Genomic DNA, 19996 nt, shown 5'->3' with positions numbered 1-19996 from the left:
CACCTCCATTAAAGAGCTATTTTTATTATAACATGTATCCGTTTTTATTTCATGGATACACTGGAAAAACCCGAACATTTTTATTTCGGGTTTTGGTGTCCTATTTAACCATATCAGGATCGTAGTCATAGAATCCTGTGTCGAGGAAACGGTTTTTAGGGTGTAACTTGCGCACTTCCTCATCTAACAAGAAGGCTTGGTCATGGCTGAAATTCCCCTCTTGGATCAAGCCACGCGCTTGAATAAAGAGTTTAGCAATTTCTACAAAATTCTGACCTGAGGTGTAAAGTCCTTCAAGTTTCCAATGAGTAAAACCATGCTCCACCAATTCTGTTAATTTGGTCATCAAATCAAGGTCATTGTTGGCAAAGATGTGAGTACCATGATTATCTTCAAAGATAGAGTAATGGCTCTCAGGGTCACTCGGTTCTGCTAAGAAGAGGTCACGTTTACGTGTCTTTTCATCATCGATGTGCGTGAAGTTATAGTAGTTTTGTAAGAGCGGACGCTTAGAATGGTGAATGACACTAGCCCCATAAACCAATACTTCAGCAGGAATTTCCAAAATCTCTGGCATCTTGAAGAGTTCAGCAGATGGAATTTCACGCGCCAAAACCGCCTCAGAGGCGCCTGCCTTTTGCCCCCAGAAGTTAATCTGACGACTACTTGTCACCATGGTTGAAGCATCGTAGATGGTCTTAAAGGAATAGCCATCGCGATTGACCACGTAAAAGACACCTGCATCCCCAACAGTAATATAGTCTGTCTTGATTTCTTCCAAGAAGTCTAGGAAAGGCTTGATACGGTCCATCATATCTTGGTGCATGAGGGCATTAACCGCGACAATCAGTTCCTTGCCTGCTTCATGAACGAGATTAGCGATGGTGCGTAAGTCTTCATAACTAAAGGTTGTTGGCAGACGAAGGCCAAAATCTTTCTCACCAACATAGATACGGTCTACGCCAGCTTCAAGTAACTGTTCAACTTGTTCAATACTTTCAGCAGTTGCTGTAATGATAATCTTTTCCATAAGGAAAATTATACCACATTTCTCAGAAATCAGCTATGAATACTAGGAGTTTTATAAAAAGTCAAAGTCTTTTTTAAAGTTTGTAATCAAAAAGTGAACGGTAACTTGTACCATTCACTCTATTTTATACATGTGTTTCTTCAACTAGGTGGCCATCGTTCATGACATAAATACGGTCAACCTTATCAAGAAGGCGTGTATCATGTGTAATCATGACAACTCCTCTGCCTTGTTCATGGGCAATGGCAGCCAGCATCTCCGTTACTTGGTAGGCACGCTCAGTGTCAAGACTGGCTGTCGGCTCATCTGCAAGCACAATGCTTGGATTGTTATAGAGCGCTCTAGCAATCGCGGCACGCTGACGTTCGCCACCCGATAGAGCTTTGGGATAATGATTTTGAACTTTTTCCAAATCCAACAAGTCAAAGAGCTCTTTTCGGTCACTTTTACTATTTTTTCCCTTATCTAGTCTGTCTATCAAATCCAGCTGTTCCTTGACCGTTAGAAAAGGAATTAAGTTTGAAGCCTGGAGAATGAAACCAAACTCTCTAAAACGGAGATCTGTTTTTTCCTTCTCCGTCAAACTGCCTGTTTCCTTCCCTTTGACTAGAATCTTTCCACTCGAAGCTTCCTGTAGTTGTCCTAGAGTTGTTAGAAAGGTCGTCTTGCCAGAGCCAGAAGGCCCAACGATAGCTACGAACTCTCCCGCATTTAGCTGAAAATTCGTCTCATGCAGAGCTACGACTCTCATCTTTCCTTCCCCGTAGGTTTTTGTCACTTGATTCATTTCTATCAATGCTGTCATACTATTCTCCTTATCATTCTGCAATTGCAGTAATCGGGTCCACCTTTAGTAAGCGTGGAAGTGAAATGACACCACCTAGAAGGGCCATCAAGGAAATTACCAAGCTTAGGACAGAGTAGGCTATCCAACTTGGATAGAAAAAGAAGGTAGCTGGTAAGACTAAAATCACTCCTCCAATTGCCAGCAAGGCTAAAGCAATCCCCATACCAGCTAGGAGGAAGATTTGACAGAATAGAGACCATACAATGGTTTTAATCTGTATTCCCTGAGCCCGCATTATTCCATAAAGACCTAGTTTTTGGATGGTAATGATATAAACAAAAATCCCCACAATCAAGCCTGTAATGACAATCATAGCAAGAATCATTCCTGAAAATACATTAACCTGAGGTGTGTAACCAGGAATTTTCGATATCATTTTTGGAATGGAAATCTGTTTCAGACCATCCCCGACCACTTCTATGTCATTTTTTAAAACTAAGGCAGAGATGGAACGATTGGCCTTCAAGGTTCCTTGTAAGGTCCAATAAGTTGTCAGACTCGTAAAGACAACAGGCTCGGTGAAAAACTTATTTCCTTGAGTCAGGCCTACAATCTTGTAACTTGACTCGCTTCCATTGAGCTGAATGGCATCACCTAACTTCATTCCATAGTTCTCAAAGGACTGATCCACGACAACCTCATCATCTCCCTCAGGATAACGACCCTCCGTCAAACTAGGGGAGATAAAAGAGTCCCAGTCTTGAGCAAAGATGGAAACATTGACCTTTTCACTACCATCAACTAGGTTGGTCACAGCAAACATATAGCCCAATGGAGCAGCCTCTTCAGAACTCTTATCCTTGTAGTCCTTTTCAGGAATAAAAGATGCCGTCAAATTATCATTTGCGTAGTCAGATAAAACCACCCCCGTCGCTTGCCAATTATCAATAGCTGCTCGGTTGTTTCGCACAAGACCAAGAGCTAGACTGGTCATAAAAAAGACCATAAAAGCGATAAGAAAAATGGTAGTTAGAATCAAACTATATCGAAGTTTGTTTCGTAATATCTCTTTGATAGCAAGATACATGCTTATCTCCTTTTACTTTTCCCAGAGGTAGCAAAAAGCCACCCAGTCCAATAGACAGAATCTCTGTCCTTCCATCCATTCAAAACAACTCCTACCTATACTTTTCAAAAGTATCCAGGTAGCAACTCAACAAATCATCTTAGGAAAAGCCTCAGCTTGCTATCAATTTATATAAGTTATCCTTTCCTTTCTCAGTATATTTATAATTAAGAAGGTCAGGTCATCTGTTTTAAGTGTAACATCCATGCTATCATTTTCCCTAGTGGGTGTCAAGAAGAGAGACTTAGAAGTTGATAAGAGACTTTAGTAGTTTTGTAACAATCCTGTAATAATTCTTTGCATAAAAAATGATAAAATAGTTATGTACTGTTAAGGAGAGAATCATGTCCGCAAGAAAACTAGAAGCTTATGAGTTTGAACAAGCTCCCGAATCGAAACAAACTCCGCTTTACCAAGATTACACACCTGAAGCCCCAGTTGGCCCTAACCTAAAAGAGATTTTATTTTTTGTAAATATCGCTTGTTTCTGTATTTTTATGGCACTTTTTAGTTTTATCTTTTTAGCTATAAAATTAAATACAGCTTTGTCCTTTATCGCTGCAATGGGTCTTAGTTTCGCCCTTTTACAACTTCAACGAAAGATGATGAAACGAAAATTTTCAAAATAAAGGTTGGTACTACTACCAACCTCTTTTCTAGTTATCAAAAAAGACAGTTATCTAACTGTCTTTTTTATTTATTCTTTCGTTTTGAAGGAGATTGAATAGCGATCTTAACTTCAAATATTGTTCCTCTAGGTTTGTTATCTTTGACGCTAATCGTTCCTCGTAAGGCATCTACGATCTGCTTGGCTAAAGATAGTCCAAGACCAAAGCCACCTTTCTGACGGGTTCTCGCCTTGTCTACACGGTAAAAACGGTCAAAGATTTTCTTCTTATCAGCAGCTGAAATTCCAATTCCGTTATCCGTTACTGTTAGATAGAGGTGGCGATCTGTAGCATGAACTACAAACTCAATTTTCCCATCTTCTTCTGTATACTTGATGGCATTGTCAAATAAGATGGTCATGAGCTGTTTTAGGAGCAACTGATCGGTCATAAAGGGACGATAAATCCGATTTTCGTAGTTAAAAACTCGATCATTTTCAGAAGCAATCAACTCATAGTTAGCAAAGGTCGTCTTAAAGAACTGTGGTGATACTTCTGCTATTTCTGGTTTGATTCCATCATCGCGGCGTGCAAGGTTGAGAAGATTGGTCGTGAGGAAGCGCATGTTGCGAACTTCTTCAAGGCTCGAAGCAATACTTTCGCTGGATTCCATGATCGTTGCCTCTGGTTTTCGAAAGAGATTCTCTAACCGATTTTGTAAAACGGCCAAAGGCGTTCTCAGTTCGTGACTCGCATTTTCAACAAAGGACTTCTGCTTTTGCATGCTTTCCAGTAGCGGTTTGACACTGACACGTGCCAGGTAAACACTGGCAATTAAAGACAGGAGCCAGAAACTAGCCATGACTACAACAATTAAATGCTCGTGATTTTGGCTGATTTGCTCAAGCTGGCTGGTATTGATTAGAACCGCTGCATATTTGACATTGCTTGATACGGAGGAAGAGTTGGTTTCCATCAAGACCATTCGATAGGTTTCTTCCTGACCATAGCTATTGACGACTTGGATTTGACGAATATGATTCAATTCTTTCTTGTCCAGCTTGATCTTATCCAAGCCTAAAAAGCGATTGCCCAGTAAGAGTTGGTTAAAATCCTTGTCAAAAAGCAAAACTTCTGTATTGGAGCTAACATTGGGCTTGATTTCAGCCTTGTTGGCATCCGCTGTTGCGGGTTGGATATCCTTGACTTCTTCGGTTGCCCGATTAAGGGCTAACTGGATAACCGCTTGGGGACTACTACTAAGAGCTTGGAGTTTTTCATCTACAGAGGTGTAGAGACTCGAATGCATGACCTGAAGGATAATCAAGGTCATAGCAGAGAAAATCAAGGTGAACACTCCAAAGTTTCGAATGAAATAGCTAAAATCATCCGCATACCATGTTTTTTTTAGTTTATTGAACATCTTTTAAAATATACCCGACACTACGCAAGGTTTGAAGATTTTCAGCAAAGGCTGTCCCCTTCAATTTCTTACGAACTTTTGAGACATAGACTTCTACAACGGAAATCGTCGTATCGCTATCAAATCCCCATAGACGGTCAAAAATTTGTGTCTTGGGAAGAATAACATTTTGATTTTGAAGGAAGTAAACCAACAACTCAAACTCTTTTCCGAGCAGTTCCACAGGCGTGTCTTCCACCTTCACTTCATTCGTTGAAAGATTGACGACTACATCCCCATAGGTCAAGGTATTTTCGTTAAACTTTCCTGAACGCTTGAGAAGGGCTTGAATCCGCATTTTAAGTTCTTCTAAGTAGAAAGGTTTGGTGAGGTAGTCATCTGCCCCCAACTCAAAACCATGTCCCTTATCATCCAAACTTTCCTTAGCGGTCATGATAAGGACTGGTGTCGTAATTCCTTTTTCACGCAATTCTTTCAGAACTTGGAAGCCATTTTTTTCAGGCAACATCAGGTCAAGCAGAATCAAGTCATAAACGCCACTTTCTGCTTCGTAGAGACCTTCCTCTCCATCAAAAACCTGCATGACATCTGCAAAATCATCTAAAAAGTCAAATACTGAGTTTGACAGGCCCAGGTCATCTTCTACTAATAAGATTTTTATCATCAGAAACTCCTCCTTGTTATGATTATTATACCAAAATTGCCTTAAAAAAAACTCAACTCTCTCTTCTTTTAAGATAGAAAGTTGAGTTTTTGTTTACGTTTCGAACGAATTAAGCCTTGCCATATTGGGCTACAACAGCTTCGACTGCTGCTTTCTCACGCTTAATCAAGTCAACACGCGCTGCGATATCCTTGATCCCCATGCGGATATTACGGCTAAGAGCTAGGTCAGAAAGTTGCGGTTCAAAGAATTCCTTATACTCAGCCAAGCGTTCTTCTGTTTTAAAGATGTGTGATGGGAAGATGACAAAGCTATCAAAGCTCATATCCCCACCAAGAGCTGCCTTGATCCAATCCCAGTTTTCACGCGCCCATACCCAAACAGTTTCTTGAGTTGTTTGGTGTCCGAGGAATTGGAGGTACCATGAAGAAAGGTCTTGTGGTTTCACCACAAATTTGTCCTTCCATGAACGAATCAAGGTTTGGATATTGTCAGCATCTGTACTGTAGGCTAGAGCAGCTGCCAACTGGCGTTTGAAGACCGCATCCGTCGCATGAGTGTAGAGGTCCAGATAAGTTGCGACCAAGTCCTTGGTCTCATAGTGTTTCATTTCATTGATAAGAACTTGTGCACGGATGGCTGCTGGAAGTCCTGCAAGATTATCCTTGTGAGCTGCGAAGATTTGGCTAGCGACTTGACTAGCTTCTGCATCATTAGAGCGAATCATCATGGAAATGGTCAACTGACGAACCAATTCATCTTCATCTGATTCACCATCTTTGGCTTCAAAACCAAGACGGTCATAGTTGTGACGAGCCAATTTAGCAACGAGTGTATTAAAGGCTTTCTCAGTTGCTGTTCCTTCATCGATAAAGCGCTCAAGGGCAGCAATCACTTGAGATACAGCTGAAACTACCAAGTAAGACTCTTCTTTAGCAAGTTTATCAAGGACTGGGAGCAAATCAGCATAAGAAATATGACCTGCCTCAGCCAACAAACGACGTTCTTGAACAATTTGCAGTTTGCTTGTGTTATCAAGTATCTCTAGCTCAGCAAGAACAGCTTCTAACAAGTCTCCTTGATAGTCGGTAATATAGTGGGCAGTATTTTCAGTGTTGAGACGAAGAGCTCCTTCATTTTCAGCAAGAAGAGCGGCGTAGCCAGGGATTTCGATACTTTCAGTTTCAAGTGTATCTGGCAAGCCTTTCCAGTTGCTGTTGAGTGGCACTACCCAGAGGCGGTTCTTGTCTTCGTGCTCACCGATGAAGAATTGTTTTTGCGAAATCTTCAAGACATCATTTTCAACTTTGACAGTGAGAACTGGATAACCAGGTTGTTCCAACCAAGAATCCATGAAGGCCGCAACATCACGACCTGACGCTTGACCAAGGGCATTCCAAAGGTCACGACCAATGGTATTTCCATATTGGTGCTTTTCAAAGTAAGCATGCAAACCTTTAGCAAAATCAGCATCTCCTAGCCAACGACGAAGCATGTGCATGAGACGGCTTCCTTTGGCATAGACGATAGCTCCGTCAAAGAGGGTATTGATTTCATCTGGGTGTTTAACTTCAACATGGACAGACTGAACACCATCCGTCGCATCGCGTTTAAGTGCCGCTGGAACACCACCTGTTTGGAAGTCTTCAAAGATATTCCAAGTTGGTTCAATGGCATCCACACAGACGTATTCCATCATGTTGGCGAAGCTTTCATTAAGCCAGAGGTCATCCCACCATTTCATAGTCACGAGGTTTCCAAACCATTGGTGAGCCAACTCATGTGCTACAACTAGGGCAACTTGTTGACGGCTGGCAAAGGTTGAGTTCTCATCCACAACCAAGTAAACTTCACGGTAGGTCACCAGACCCCAGTTTTCCATAGCACCTGCTGAGAAGTCAGGAAGGGCGATATGGAGAGATTGAGGAATTGGATACTTAACTCCGTAGTAATCTTCGTAGAACTCAATTGAACGAACGGCGATATCCAAAGAGAAATCAAGGTTAGAAAGTGGATGTGCTTTTGTAGAGTAGACACCTACGAGGGTACCATTTTTAGTTTTAGCGGTAACCCCTTGCAAGTCACCAGCTACAAAGGCCAACAAGTAAGATGACATACGAGGTGTTGTCTCAAACTTCCAGATACCTGTTTCCTTGCGGTTATCCACATCAATCTCAGGCATGTTTGACAAGGCAAGTTCGCCTTCTGCTTGGTCAAATCTAAGAGCGAGGTCAAAGGTTGCTTTGGCTTCTGGCTCATCCACACATGGGAAGGCTTCACGCGCAAAGTGGCTTTCAAACTGTGTAGACAAGACTTCCTTCTTGACACCATCCACTGTGTAGTAAGAAGGGTAAATCCCTGTCATGTTATCTGTGATTTTTCCTGAAAAAGCGATAATCAATTCAACTTGACCGGCCTCAGCCAATTCGACATGAAGGGCTTCATTTTCATGATCAACTGTAAATGGACGAGCTTGACCCGCAACTTCTACAGAAGCGATTTCCAAGTCCTTTTGGTGAAGGGAAATACGGTCACTCTTGGCTTGACCAGTGATGGTCACCTTCCCAGAAAATGTCTTGGTCTCACGACTCAAGTCCAAAAATAAATCATAATGTTCAGGAACAAATTGCGTAATAAAATGTTCAACTGCTTGCATAGTTTTCTCCTATTCTAAGTTTAAGAGTTTTACTCTTATTCAAACAAACTTATTATATCATGTTTTGCTTAAGAAAAAAGGATTGGACGGTGATTTCCAAAACTTTCTTCCTCCTAGCAGTCTACAGTGGGTAGACTTTACGAAATTCTTCTAAAACAACCTTGCTGTCAGGCGTAAAAGTTAGTCCTGCCTCTCTCAGCCACTCGGCGAAACAGTCCTCATGAACCTGACGCCAATAGGCTAGGGATTTGTCACCTTCCCCTTCCTTAAAGGCGTGATCAGCAGAAACATGATTAAAGGATTCGACAGAAACCTTTGTAATTTCGACAATGCAGACAGCCTGATTTTGACTGTCTAAAATGACATCGAAGGTCCCTTCTTGTGGAAGGGGTTCGTTATCGACTGCATAAAGATCATAGGCTGATGCAGTTGCCGTCTTTTCACCTTTTAAAACCAAATCTGCCAAGAGATCGGCTTCTACTCCAAAAGCCCAAGCATCGATCTCATCTCCGATTGAGGGATTGATTTTCTTGTATGCATTCCACATTTCTTGCGGTGTCATGGGTTGCTCCTTTGTAATTTTTTACTTTCTTCTTTTACACGTTTGAGGTGGTCTGGATGGTTAATTTCTAAATCAAAAATCTCTGGAATAGAACTGTAGTGGATAATACATTTGATACCCATCTGATTCATTTTTTGTATGAAAGAAAGATTCAGATAGCCTGTAACAACTTGTCAAGGACTTTCTAATCATTTTTATCACTTTTTTGATGTTTTTCTCTCTCCATTTCTCTAAGCATTATGCGTTTTAATTTGTCTTGCATTGTTTCAGTAGCATTTTTATTAAAATGGACAACAACTTCATAGGTCACTTTTCCAACTTTCTTTATCGTTTTTGTTCCTGTATTCTGTTCATTTTTATTTTCGTACATATAGTTTTCCTCCTATTCATTACACCAAAAAACGACTGGTTTTTTCCCCAGTCGTTTAACTTCGTTCTTTCAAGCTCACAAATTGTTATCTTGAATATTAAATTTCATTTTTAATGAGTCAGATGTTTTCTGACCAATTAACTATTTTAATTTTTTATCTTTTTCTTTATCTGCATAGCTTTCTATAGTTAGATATTCCTTATTCAATTCATTTAAAAGTTCTTCTTCACTTGGTAAATACAGTTTATATTTTGATGCAAATATCTGTTTTTCATCTTCCGGAAGAGTATATTTAACAATGGAATCACTCTTATCAGCACAAAGTACAATGCCTATTGGAGGATTATCTCCCTCATTCATCATTTCTCTTTCATAATAATGAACATACATCTGCATTTGTCCTAAATCTTGGTGTGTTAAATCTCCAATCTTCAAATCTATCAGAACAAAGCATTTCAATATGTAGTTATAAAATACTAAATCTATTCTGAAATGTCTTCCATCAAAGGTAAATCTTTTCTGCCTTGCTACAAATGAAAAACCTCTCCCTAATTCTAAAAGAAATTTCTGTAAATGAGTTATTAAGGCTTGTTCCAAATCACTTTCATAAAAATCTGTATTAGCTTCCAAACCTAAAAACTCCAACACATACGGATCTCTTATAATATCCTCAGGGCTTTTGCTTTTTTCCAATTGTGTTATTTCTTTTGACACTTCTTCTTTATTTTGACTTGATAATAATCTTTCATAGAAAAAACTGTTTATCTGCCTGTCAAGTTGCCTTGTACTCCAATTAGATTTTATAGCTTCTTCTAAATAAAAGTTCCTTGCATTTTCATTTTCAACACGCATAAGACTTCGATAATGTGTCCAACTCAATTCGCTACGCAGTGCGTAGCCATTTGGAAAAGTAAGATAAAATTGTCTCATATTCTTAAGATTTGCAACTGTAAAGCCTTTGCCAAAGTCTTTTGTCATCTGTTTAGATAGTTCTTGCAATAAACCTTGCCCATATTCTGCTGTATCTTTACCGCCTTGTTCATCAATAATTCTCTTACCAATATTCCAATAAGCTTCAACCATAGCAAAATTTGCTGTTTTATAAACTTTATTTCTTGCGCTTATCAGTATATTCTTAATTTCATTATAAAAATTGTTTTCCATGACCCTATCTCCTAAATTCTCTTATATTTTTCTACTCCACCTTCAGCCTTTCCGATGTGTTCTACATTTTTTACAAGTCCGTTATTTACATTTTCATAAAACCATCTACCAATCAAAGCCGGAGGTGTTGCGATTAACTCTCGTAAAACGAACTCTTTACCTTTCGGCAATGAGCCTATTTTATTTAGTAATGTATAATATAGAGTGGCATAGCTTGTATTTTCTTGTAAACTGCTGCACTTACAATATTCACTAATGCTTGGGTAATTACCCTCTTCTGCCTTTTTAGTTAAAATTTTCAGTTCTTCATCTGTTACCGTAAATTGAATTCGCATTTATATATCCTCTCCTTATAACTGAGTTTATTATCATATCATTGCATCATAAATACGAGATTTTTTCCATATAACAAATTCAACAACCTTATTATTCTTATAATAGAATATATCCTATCTTTCCTCTCCTCTGTACTTTTCTTTTACCTTATTATGATATTGTTCTGCTTTTTCCTGTTGTTCTTGGAATTTTTTCAGTTGTGCAATAACACTTGGCTTTTCTCCACGCTTAATCGCCTTGTCAATCTCAATACTTAGGTCTATTCCATAATCATCATTTACTGTCTTAACCGCATATTTGATATGGTCTATCTGCTTAAATTCATCTTGAATTTTAATTTTATCTTTGTTTAAGGTTTCTATTTCTTTTTCAAGTTTTGTAATTTCCTTTTCCCATTCATTTAGCTTAATAGATGATGTTCCGGTAAATTTTTCTATCGTCTTTCTTGCTCTTAGGTATCTATCTATTTCCTTTTTATGAGAATTGTAAAAGCTGTCTTTGAATAGTGTTTTACTCTTATATTCCTGATAGACTTTTTTGTTTTCTTTGATGATGTCAGAACAGATTAAACATTGGTTTAGGTCTTTTATTCTTTGTGTTTTTTCTTGAATATCACTGCTTATTTTTTTACTTTGCTTTGCCAGTTCAAAGATTTTTTCCTGTAGATCTGCTATGGTCTGAAGTTTATTATCTTTCAAATATATCCTTGCCTTTGAAAACCGTCTTAGGTCTGCTCCTATCTTTTTATTGCTTGCATAAGGATTTAACTTTCTTGCCTTTTCTCCTTGCAAGTCATGATAAATAGAAATGTATTCATAGAGATTAAAGAGTTCCGCTTCGCTTTCATATTCTTCTTTTTTCTCTTGTTTGTATTCATCATATTTTGCTTGCAAGTTTCCGATTAAGGAGCCTATCCAAGAAGTAAGCTCCGATATTCTTTCTTTAATCGCTTTGACTAAGGAATTATGCTTTTTGATTTCTCTATTGATATTTCCTTTGTCGGTTTCAATGCCTTTTCTTTCTAAAGCACTGGCACTTGCTCCTAAATGAATGGTTGGGATTTCTTCTATCCCCTGTCTTTCAAAAGAACGATGGTCTACTCTTTTTTCAAGATTGTTTCTTTCAAGATAGATGTTACAGATTTCAGCAAAACTTTCTCGCCATTTCTCTGCATTACCTTTGTTATTCCAATCAGTAAGTTCGACTTTTCTTGTTTTTGGTTTTCCGTTTTTATTTAGAATTTTATTGCCCTCATCATCAAGGATATATTCTTTTTTGCTTTTAGCTTGCCACTGTCCTTTTTCATTAATCGGTCTAAGTGTTGTCATGATATGGGCGTGAATATTATTATTTCCCTCATTACTTTCATCGTGGATTGCAAGGTCTGCTATCATTCCTTTTGATACAAAATTTTCCTGTATAAATTCTGTGATAAGTTTTTTGTTTTCCTCAAAGGATAATTCTTTCGGTAAGGCTATGATGAAATTTCTTGCAAGTTGAGCATTGCTTGCTTTTTCGTTTAGCTCCACACTGTTCCATAAAAAACTTCTGTTTTGAAATTCTTTTGGTATGTTCTCCAGTAAGAATATTTCCGAATGAAGTAATCCTTTTTTATTATGATAATCGTGAGTCACTCCGTCCCATTCATTTTTGATTTTCTCACAAGAAATATAGGCTGCACTTGCAACTGCACTTTTACTTTTTCCTCTGCTTATCATTGATATATTAAAGTGAAATGTTTCTGCCATCTGTGTAAGCTCCTTCCATTTTTTGTTTGTTTTCAGGTAAAGAAAAAGCAGACAGGCTATTTTTTGTATCTTTTCCTATCTGCTTTATCAGCATATTTTTATTAAGTTTTGGATTTTCAAAGGCTTGCTAAAATCCCTTAGTTTACTAAGGGCGCAATTATACACCCTAAAGGGTGCTTTGCGCCCTGCGGAGCTTTTGCCCTTGCAGGGAGCTTCTGTAAAAACTAAAGTTTTTTTATTCAATCATTTCTTCTTCGGTTTCATTTTTCATATCCTTTTTACTTATCACTTCATCATAGGCTTTTTGGTATTCTGCGGTATCAGTGGCAATCTTAAGCATTTTTTCTATCTCCTCATCGGTAAACAGAAGAGGATTTTCTATTACCCTTTCTACGATTAGCCCTCTTTGTATAAGCCTGTGATTTCTTCGTTTTCGTTCTTTTTCATTTGCCAGCTTTTCTAATTTCTTTCCTTGATTTTGTAGTTGTTTCAGCTTTACATCGCACTTTTCTTTTTCTTCCTGAAGTTCAAAAATTTGTTCCTGTACTTCTTGTAATGTTTTTTCCTTCTTCATTTTCTTAATTCTCCTTTTTAGTATTTTGCATTGAAAAAGGCTACATACCTTTTTTAGATAAATAGCCTTCCTCTTCACTATTTTAGATTTTATCTTCTAAAATCTTTCTCAGTTTCTCTAAAATTTTATCCCTCCTTTTTCCGATTGTTTGATAGCTTACTTTTTCTTTTTTGCCGATAGACCTTAGACTTTCTTCTCTGTAGAAGATGGCTTCCATTAGCTCTCTTTCTTCTTTTGTCAATTGATTTAATGCCTTGTTTAGTTCTTCAATTTGCATTTTGACTTCTACAATTTTTTCTAAGTCTATTCTTTCATCTATGATGTTATCTACAAAGTGTCCATCATAATCTAATGCTGAAAATGAAATTACATTATACTTCCAATCCTTTCTCTGGAGATACTTTTCATGCTCTGTTATCTTCCAATAGGTTTTATAAACTTCTTCACTTACAGGTACAGCTTTTCCCCTAACATAGATGTAATATTCTTTTTTACCCATTGTGCTATCCTCCTTTTTATGTTCTCTGTTTTGGTTTTTGAGAATAAAAAAGGAGGGCTTCTACACTTTGGCGTAAAAAGTCCTCTTTGAAAAATACATGCTTTTTTACTATGCTATTTAATATCGAATAAAAATTTTCTTAAACTAAATATCTTAATATCACACAATAAAAGAAGGTACCTTATGCTTACTCTTTCTGTTATCATGTCATACCATCGCATAACTTTATCTCCTTAACATTAACATTTTTTATCTCCTTTATTTTAGTCTTGAAAAATAATAGTACCCTCTGTTGATATTTATAAATGCATAACATAATCAGCTGTAGAATTTAAAAATTCTTGGTCATGGGAAACAATGAATATTATTTTATTATCACTTTTGCATTCGTTAATTAGATGCGATATATTCATCATGTTGTAATAATCCATTCCGCTTGTTGGTTCGTCAAAAAATATGAATTTAGAATTCTTACACAATACGGATGCAATTGCCACTCTTTGTTTTTGTCCGCCTGACAAGCTCATTGGATGACAATCCTTCAATTCATACAAATCAAGTTTTCTTAGAATATCTTCAACATAACTGCTTTCAATATTTTTTATTCCAAGACTCACTTCCTTTATGACGGAATCGGTAAAAAGCTGATGATTAACATCCTGCATTACAAGAGAGGATATTTTTAGCCTATCTGATTTTGAAAGTCTTTTGCCGTCCAAATAGATTTCATCCTTCGATTTTCTTTCTAAGCCTATAAGGCATCTGAGCAAAGTGGATTTACCAAGTCCGTTTGTTCCTACTATGCCGTAAATTTTTCCCATTTCAAAAGAGAGGTCTTTTAAATGCAATTTTTTATCTATGCCATTAAACTTAAATTCAATGTTTTTTACTTCTAAATTTCCCTTATTTTGATTTTCGGGTACTGTAAGTTTTACTCTATTCTTATTTCTTAAACCTAACTTCTTTAGCTTTTCAGACGGTATTTTCATAAAATCTATTTGAGTATATTCCTTTTGTATTTCCCCATCTTTAATCAAAAAAACTCTATCTACAATATCCATTAGATAAAATATTCTATGTTCTGAGATTATAAGAGTTTTCCCCTTATCTTTAAGTTTTATAAGCATTTCTTTTATGATTAAAATGTTTTCTTCATCAAGATTTGATGAAGGCTCATCTAAAACAATGATTTCCGTTCCAGATATATAACTTGCAGCAATACATAAAATCTGCTTTTCTCCACCCGAAAGCTTAAAAATATCTCTATTTAAAAGATGTTCTATCGGAAACAAATCCAACATATCATTTAGTCTTTCATCCATTTGTTTTTTTGAAAGTCCTATATTCTCCAAATAGAGAAGTAATTCAAGAGTAGTATTTATATTGAAAAAGTGTGTCTTTGGATTTTGAAATACATTTGATACTAAGAGCGATATTTCGTATAATTCGAGGTTTTTAATATCTTTATTATCAATCCTGATGGTTCCACCCATAGAAGCTCCATCATATCGTACAGCTAACCCATTGATAGAATTTATAATTGAAGATTTTCCGCTACCACTTTTCCCAGTAAATAATACACATTCGCCTTTTTTTACATCTAAAGAAATGTTTTTTAACACTTTAGGAGAATTTCCATAAGATAGAGATAAATTTTCAATTTCTACCATAAAGCTCCTCCTATAACCATAATCAGTATTGAAAGCACATAAACAAAATCAACTGTTTTCGTTTTGACGGATATGTACCTAGTTTTTTTAACAGGATTTTCAATACATTTTGTTTCTGCTGCCTTTGCAATATCATCAGAAATATTAGAAGACATAACAAGTAAAGGCACAATTACATACTCGATGTATGAAATTGGATTTTTAAATGTAATACCCCTTATTTTCATAGCAAGTTTTATATTGTGACTTTCTTCCCTAAATGAAGGAAAAAACCTAAACATTACAGCAATTGGTATAGAAACAGTACGAGGTAAATTCATTTTATCCATTGAGGATATTACACTTCCTACATCCGATGTTTTTAAAAAAAAACTTCCCGCACTAAATGGAAGATAAAACATCTTACATACAGCAAATAGCATAAAAAACATCATTAAAATCGCATTCATATTTCTAATTACATCAAGATTAGGTATCAAAGAAAGAACCCCAAAAAATGATATGTTTTTTAAGGCTTCTTTCTTAAATCCATTCATTAAAAAAAGAAATGAAATAAGAAGCACAATTCCCCATTCAAAATAGGTATTTACTTTATAAAATACAGCAAATCCAAGTGAAAAACTTACTAAAATTTTACTAATTGGATTGGGATTATATGGATTGTCTAAAGAAACGAGCATTATACAATACCAGCTTTTTCGAAATGCTTTTTCAAAAAGACTTTACCGATATATGCGCCGAGTATCCCGCCGACAACAGCACCGATATATACTAATACCATACTTCGATAATTCAAAAGTGCTATGAGCTTCATTATATAATCGTGACCCATACCGCCTGTTTCCGCCAGTTTAATAACCTTGTCTTTAGCCAACAAAACTTGCATAAGGAAACCACAAATCCAAGTGTTGAATACGACAAATGAGAGCATATTAAATTTAAATGATTTATATTCTCCTTTTTTTCTTAAAAGTTCCGCAATTGCCATACTGATTACAGCATGTATCAATATTACATATGTATTTCCCATTGCAATTGCTAAAAGACTACAAATCAACCCAAGTATAAATAATCCCCATGATTTTTGAACTTTTGCCATAAAGAGCATTATAACTATTCCTGTTATAATGCCTGCCAGTGTAGGGTATGCCAAGTATAAAATCGGTACAATACCAATCATTCCCGAAGCAAACATAAGTACAAAATATATTACTGTAAATACACCTATCGTAACTAAATCTTTAATTCTTAATTTTTCCATTTTTATATTTTCCTTCTAAATAAGTTTTCACTGAATATTTGATTTTCTAAGCATTGCTTTATAAAATTCCGAGCTTTTACAAAGTTCTTCATCTGTCCCTATCGCTTCTATTTTTCCGGCATTTAATAAAACGATTTTGTTTGCATTTCTTATTGTTCTTAATCTATGAGCAATAACAATTGCCGTTTTTTCTTTTATAAGTTCGGATAAAGCCTCTTGAATTAGACTTTCATTTTCAACATCCAGAGATGCTGTAGCCTCATCAAGCAATATGATTGGTGCGTCCTTCAAAATAGCTCTTGCTATGGATATTCTCTGTCTTTCTCCTCCTGAAAGTCTTTGTCCGTTCTCACCTATTATGGTATCTATTCCTTCAGGCATTTTATTGATAAATTCATAGCATCTTGCTATTTTAGCTGCTCTTACAATTTCTTCGTCTGTAGCTCCTTTTTTACCAATTCTTATATTATCTTTTATGCTTGAATTAAAAAGAGTAACATCTTGGAAAACGATAGAGAAATTTTTAAGGAGTGTTTCCGGATCAATTTTACCGATGTCCTCTCCCCCTATCAAAATCTTTCCTTTATCTATATCCCAAAATCTTGCAGCAAGCTTGGTGAGAGTTGTTTTTCCGCTTCCGCTTGAACCGATTAGCGCAGTGATTTCACCCTGCTTTGCAGTAAAGCTCACACAATTTATTACAGAATAATCATCATATCCGAAATAAACATCCTTGAACTCAATATCGTAATTTTTAATGTCAATATCTTTTTTGCCTTTTTGAACAGGCATGGTCTTTATTTCCTTTATTCTCCCTACAACCGCATCAAGCATAACTATCATTGACATAAAGGTGATTATTCCTTCTATAGGAAGATAAATACTTGCTGTAAGCATTAAAAATGCGATATAAACCAGCGCACTTACCTCCCCTGCCATAAGCATGTTGACGCCGATAACGGCAACACTTATAATTCCAAGCTTTAAAATTGCGGCAGCTATTCCTGTAAGTGTTCCGGCTATAACTTCACCTTTCGTCTTCTGTTTTGTGGATGCATTTAATTTTTCAAAAAAATCATTTAACATCCTATCTTCTAAGTTGTAAGATTTTATTTGCTCTATCTGCTCTATATTTTCCTGTAGATTATCAAAAACCTTACGATTATCATCTATCCAGCCTTGTACTATTTTTTTCTGACTTTTCTTTGATAAAAATATAATCAAAATAGAAATGGGAATTACCCAAAGGGCTGCAAGTGCAAGTTTCCAATTATAGAAGATAAGCATTAAAGCAATAATACTTGTGGATATAGCCGTTGAATATATATGAGGTACAGCATGAGAAAAAATTGTTTCATATAAGTTCATGTCATTCATCATGGTTTCCGCAAGGTCTGCCAAATCTCTTTTACCAAAATAAGAAAGAGGTAATTTCTTTAACTTTTCCGCTAACTCAATTCTTGAATTTGCACTCTCGTTGTACACATTGGTGTAAAGTCTTACATAATCCCACCTCGCTATTAAGAACATCACAATCATCATTACTACAATTAGTGCAATATAATGAACAGAAGTAAAATTGTAACTCTCAATACTTTTTAAAATGCCTATATACTGAAACAGAAACATAAAACCGATCATTGGTGCGAACAATTTAGTTAAATTAACAAGCGTGTGTGAAAATATGGCTTTTTTTAAGTTAATTGCTCCTTTTTCTGACATCGCATATTTTTTCATAAAATAAGAAACCATATGTTTAACCTCCTATCTTCCAATTTACGGATTTTTGATATTCTTCCCAAAGTTTTTTGTAAGGCCCACTCATACCGATTAAATCTGAATGCTTGCCTTCTTCTACAATTTTCCCCTTATCGATAACGAGAATCTTGTCCGCGTCTATCACTGTAGATAATCTATGAGCAATCATTAATGTTGTCTTGTTTTTTGACAGTTTCTTAAAAGACTCCTGAATCAAATGTTCATTCTCAGGATCTGCAAAAGCTGTGGCTTCATCCAATATGATAATGTCTGCATCTTTCAGAAAAGCTCTCGCTATAGAAAGCCTTTGAGCTTCTCCACCCGAAAAATATGTGCCTTTTGTTCCATAAACAGTATCAAGCCCATCTTCCAAACCTTGAACAATATCCTTAGCACCTGAACTTATCAAAGCACTATCTATTTCTTTATCCATCGCATCAGGCTTTCCGATTAAAAGATTATCTCTTAAACTCATTTTAAATAGTTTAGAGTTTTGAAAAACAAAAGCAATTTTTCTCATTAAAGCCTCTTTTTCAAAATCTTTTATATTAATTCCTCCAATATAAATTTCACCTGTTTTAATATCGTAAAATCGTGCAGCAAGCCTTGCTATAGTAGTTTTACCACTGCCTGATGATCCGACTAAAGCAACTCGTTCTCCTTTATTCACCTTAAATGAAATATCGTCTAATACATTTTCATCTTCATAAGAAAAGCTTACATTTTTAAACTCTATCCCAACATCAGAACTTGTTTTATTTCCATAAACAAAATCATCAAACTCAAGTATATTTTCAATTTTATCTAAAGCAAGTTCTGCAAAATAACTGTATTGTGTAATCGTCGCAGTTCTCATAATAAAAGTAGCAAATGCCGGTCCTATTAGGAAGTAAATAACAGAATCTGCAACTACATTAGATAAGTTTCCATTAAATTTTATTAAGAGTAATGCCACAGGTACCAAGAAAAATGCCGTCGATGTAGAAACGGTTTCAAACCACGACATTTTATTCGTATAACTCATAGTAAGCTTAAGTACATTGTCTTTTGTTTTTATGATTAACGAATATAACTTATCAAAGCTCTCAACACTTTGTGCAAATGTTTTAACAACAGGAATTCCTCGAACATATTCCACAGTCTGAGAAGATAAATCGGAAAGTCCTGCATAATACTCATCCTTCATTTTTTTTGTTTCGGTTGTCATCATAGATGACATCAATGTCATACCGATAATCATCGGTATCATACTGGCAAGTCCTAACTTCCAGTTAAACACGAAGAAAAATACAAGCAGGACGATTGGCGATATAATGGTCATCGCCATATCAGGAAGTTGATGCGCTATAAAAGAATGGGTTTCAGACGCTCCGGACACAATTACATTTCTTATCCTTCCGCTTTCTTTGTCATCGAAATACCCAAGCGGTTTGTTTATTAGTTTTGTTACGGAAGTCTTAATAATGTTATCTTCCACTTCAAATGCAAAAATATGGGATAAAATTAAACCTATTAGGTATATAAAAAGCCCCAGAACGGCAAAGACTGCTGCATAAATTGAATTTTCCTTTACATAATCAAAATTCACCATCCCATTTAAAATTAAGTTATTTACAATTCTATGAATATATACCATAGGCATCAAAACCATGACACCTGATACAGCAGACATAACCATAGCAATATAGAGTAAAAAACTTTTTTCACCACCGTAAGCCATTAGTCTTTTCAGTATTGATTTCTTCTTATCCTTCACTGAA

Annotated in this window: 19 protein-coding genes and 1 pseudogene; 1 reads left to right on the top strand and 19 read right to left on the bottom strand. The window is 36.2% G+C overall.

Annotated elements, in window-relative coordinates; translation table 11 throughout:
• Positions 1-100 precede the first annotated feature (100 nt).
• From B7721_RS06145 to B7721_RS06135, 3 genes are all read right to left on the bottom strand, one after another.
• Positions 101-1030: a peptidase U32 family protein gene (locus B7721_RS06145; RefSeq protein WP_084878068.1), complete on the bottom strand. Its 930-nt coding sequence runs from the start codon at positions 1028-1030 to the stop codon at positions 101-103.
• Between the two features lie 124 nt (positions 1031-1154).
• Positions 1155-1835: an ABC transporter ATP-binding protein gene (locus B7721_RS06140; RefSeq protein WP_084878066.1), complete on the bottom strand. Its 681-nt coding sequence runs from the start codon at positions 1833-1835 to the stop codon at positions 1155-1157.
• Between the two features lie 13 nt (positions 1836-1848).
• Positions 1849-2904: an ABC transporter permease gene (locus B7721_RS06135; RefSeq protein ID WP_084878064.1), complete on the bottom strand. Its 1056-nt coding sequence runs from the start codon at positions 2902-2904 to the stop codon at positions 1849-1851.
• Positions 2905-3287: 383 nt separating this feature from the next.
• On the opposite strand from B7721_RS06135, the gene B7721_RS06130 reads away from it, so the two are divergent.
• Complete coding sequence (locus B7721_RS06130) at positions 3288-3572, top strand: DUF3270 domain-containing protein (protein WP_042902374.1); 285 nt, start codon at positions 3288-3290, stop codon at positions 3570-3572.
• A 64-nt stretch (positions 3573-3636) separates the two neighbouring features.
• Here the strand turns inward: B7721_RS06130 and B7721_RS06125 are convergent, their stop codons facing one another.
• The 16 genes and pseudogenes from B7721_RS06125 to B7721_RS06055 all read right to left on the bottom strand — a co-directional run bounded on the left by B7721_RS06125 (position 3637) and on the right by B7721_RS06055 (position 19992).
• Positions 3637-4974, bottom strand: coding sequence for a sensor histidine kinase (locus B7721_RS06125; protein ID WP_084878062.1), 1338 nt, complete (start codon positions 4972-4974; stop codon positions 3637-3639).
• Complete coding sequence (gene ciaR, locus B7721_RS06120) at positions 4964-5638, bottom strand: two-component system response regulator CiaR (protein ID WP_000590635.1); 675 nt, start codon at positions 5636-5638, stop codon at positions 4964-4966. Before ciaR ends, B7721_RS06125 begins: the two co-directional genes overlap by 11 nt.
• Before the next feature lie 109 nt (positions 5639-5747).
• Positions 5748-8294 carry a M1 family metallopeptidase gene (locus tag B7721_RS06115; RefSeq protein WP_084878060.1) on the bottom strand — a complete coding sequence of 849 codons (2547 nt, stop codon included), beginning with the start codon at positions 8292-8294 and terminating at the stop codon, positions 5748-5750.
• Between the two features lie 121 nt (positions 8295-8415).
• On the bottom strand, positions 8416-8856 hold the full coding sequence (locus B7721_RS06110) for an ASCH domain-containing protein (RefSeq protein ID WP_084878058.1): 441 nt from the start codon (positions 8854-8856) through the stop codon (positions 8416-8418).
• A pseudogene (locus B7721_RS10315) lies at positions 8798-9023 on the bottom strand (putative PEP-binding protein); the annotation flags it as partial. The gene B7721_RS06110 and the pseudogene B7721_RS10315, both read right to left, overlap by 59 nt.
• A 17-nt stretch (positions 9024-9040) precedes the next feature.
• The gene (locus B7721_RS10400) at positions 9041-9226 is read right to left on the bottom strand and encodes a transposon-encoded TnpW family protein (protein WP_049489421.1); all 186 of its coding nucleotides are present in this window, start codon (positions 9224-9226) and stop codon (positions 9041-9043) included.
• Positions 9227-9367: 141 nt separating this feature from the next.
• Positions 9368-10390 (bottom strand): PDDEXK nuclease domain-containing protein, encoded by a 1023-nt coding sequence (locus tag B7721_RS06100; protein WP_049489420.1) that lies wholly within the window; start codon positions 10388-10390, stop codon positions 9368-9370.
• An 11-nt stretch (positions 10391-10401) separates the two neighbouring features.
• Complete coding sequence (locus tag B7721_RS06095) at positions 10402-10725, bottom strand: hypothetical protein (RefSeq protein ID WP_049489419.1); 324 nt, start codon at positions 10723-10725, stop codon at positions 10402-10404.
• A gap of 114 nt (positions 10726-10839) precedes the next feature.
• Positions 10840-12474 (bottom strand): MobQ family relaxase, encoded by a 1635-nt coding sequence (mobQ, locus tag B7721_RS06090; protein WP_049489418.1) that lies wholly within the window; start codon positions 12472-12474, stop codon positions 10840-10842.
• 235 nt (positions 12475-12709) lie between these two features.
• Positions 12710-13048 (bottom strand): DUF3847 domain-containing protein, encoded by a 339-nt coding sequence (locus B7721_RS06085; RefSeq protein ID WP_049489417.1) that lies wholly within the window; start codon positions 13046-13048, stop codon positions 12710-12712.
• 82 nt (positions 13049-13130) lie between these two features.
• On the bottom strand, positions 13131-13547 hold the full coding sequence (locus B7721_RS06080; RefSeq protein ID WP_049489416.1) for a sigma factor-like helix-turn-helix DNA-binding protein: 417 nt from the start codon (positions 13545-13547) through the stop codon (positions 13131-13133).
• Positions 13548-13846: 299 nt separating this feature from the next.
• Positions 13847-15217, bottom strand: a complete 1371-nt coding sequence (locus B7721_RS06075) for an ABC transporter ATP-binding protein (protein ID WP_084878056.1) — start codon at positions 15215-15217, stop codon at positions 13847-13849.
• Entirely contained in the window at positions 15211-15900 is a 690-nt protein-coding gene (locus tag B7721_RS06070; protein WP_162837406.1) for an energy-coupling factor transporter transmembrane component T, read from the bottom strand. Before B7721_RS06070 ends, B7721_RS06075 begins: the two co-directional genes overlap by 7 nt.
• Positions 15897-16484 (bottom strand): MptD family putative ECF transporter S component, encoded by a 588-nt coding sequence (locus B7721_RS06065; protein WP_042768183.1) that lies wholly within the window; start codon positions 16482-16484, stop codon positions 15897-15899. Before B7721_RS06065 ends, B7721_RS06070 begins: the two co-directional genes overlap by 4 nt.
• Before the next feature lie 21 nt (positions 16485-16505).
• On the bottom strand, positions 16506-18230 hold the full coding sequence (locus B7721_RS06060; protein ID WP_084878055.1) for an ABC transporter ATP-binding protein: 1725 nt from the start codon (positions 18228-18230) through the stop codon (positions 16506-16508).
• 4 nt (positions 18231-18234) lie between these two features.
• Positions 18235-19992, bottom strand: coding sequence for an ABC transporter ATP-binding protein (locus B7721_RS06055; RefSeq protein ID WP_084878053.1), 1758 nt, complete (start codon positions 19990-19992; stop codon positions 18235-18237).
• Between the last annotated feature and the right edge of the window lie 4 nt (positions 19993-19996).

It is taken from the genome of Streptococcus oralis subsp. oralis (genome assembly GCF_002096445.1).
In the GTDB taxonomy this organism is placed as follows: domain Bacteria; phylum Bacillota; class Bacilli; order Lactobacillales; family Streptococcaceae; genus Streptococcus; species Streptococcus oralis_N.
Note: the sequence above shows the minus strand (reverse complement) of the source record. Positions and strands in the feature narration are given on the sequence as shown.

What these genes read in the sequence shown, in the direction of transcription:
- B7721_RS06145 (WP_084878068.1), bottom strand. Translation starts at nt 1,030, where the DNA reads ATGGAAAAGATTATCATTACAGCAACTGCTGAAAGTATTGAACAAGTT.
- B7721_RS06140 (WP_084878066.1), bottom strand. Translation starts at nt 1,835, where the DNA reads ATGACAGCATTGATAGAAATGAATCAAGTGACAAAAACCTACGGGGAA.
- B7721_RS06135 (WP_084878064.1), bottom strand. Translation starts at nt 2,904, where the DNA reads ATGTATCTTGCTATCAAAGAGATATTACGAAACAAACTTCGATATAGT.
- B7721_RS06130 (WP_042902374.1), top strand. Translation starts at nt 3,288, where the DNA reads ATGTCCGCAAGAAAACTAGAAGCTTATGAGTTTGAACAAGCTCCCGAA.
- B7721_RS06125 (WP_084878062.1), bottom strand. Translation starts at nt 4,974, where the DNA reads ATGTTCAATAAACTAAAAAAAACATGGTATGCGGATGATTTTAGCTAT.
- ciaR (WP_000590635.1), bottom strand. Translation starts at nt 5,638, where the DNA reads ATGATAAAAATCTTATTAGTAGAAGATGACCTGGGCCTGTCAAACTCA.
- B7721_RS06115 (WP_084878060.1), bottom strand. Translation starts at nt 8,294, where the DNA reads ATGCAAGCAGTTGAACATTTTATTACGCAATTTGTTCCTGAACATTAT.
- B7721_RS06110 (WP_084878058.1), bottom strand. Translation starts at nt 8,856, where the DNA reads ATGACACCGCAAGAAATGTGGAATGCATACAAGAAAATCAATCCCTCA.
- B7721_RS10400 (WP_049489421.1), bottom strand. Translation starts at nt 9,226, where the DNA reads ATGTACGAAAATAAAAATGAACAGAATACAGGAACAAAAACGATAAAG.
- B7721_RS06100 (WP_049489420.1), bottom strand. Translation starts at nt 10,390, where the DNA reads ATGGAAAACAATTTTTATAATGAAATTAAGAATATACTGATAAGCGCA.
- B7721_RS06095 (WP_049489419.1), bottom strand. Translation starts at nt 10,725, where the DNA reads ATGCGAATTCAATTTACGGTAACAGATGAAGAACTGAAAATTTTAACT.
- mobQ (WP_049489418.1), bottom strand. Translation starts at nt 12,474, where the DNA reads ATGGCAGAAACATTTCACTTTAATATATCAATGATAAGCAGAGGAAAA.
- B7721_RS06085 (WP_049489417.1), bottom strand. Translation starts at nt 13,048, where the DNA reads ATGAAGAAGGAAAAAACATTACAAGAAGTACAGGAACAAATTTTTGAA.
- B7721_RS06080 (WP_049489416.1), bottom strand. Translation starts at nt 13,547, where the DNA reads ATGGGTAAAAAAGAATATTACATCTATGTTAGGGGAAAAGCTGTACCT.
- B7721_RS06075 (WP_084878056.1), bottom strand. Translation starts at nt 15,217, where the DNA reads ATGGTAGAAATTGAAAATTTATCTCTATCTTATGGAAATTCTCCTAAA.
- B7721_RS06060 (WP_084878055.1), bottom strand. Translation starts at nt 18,230, where the DNA reads ATGGTTTCTTATTTTATGAAAAAATATGCGATGTCAGAAAAAGGAGCA.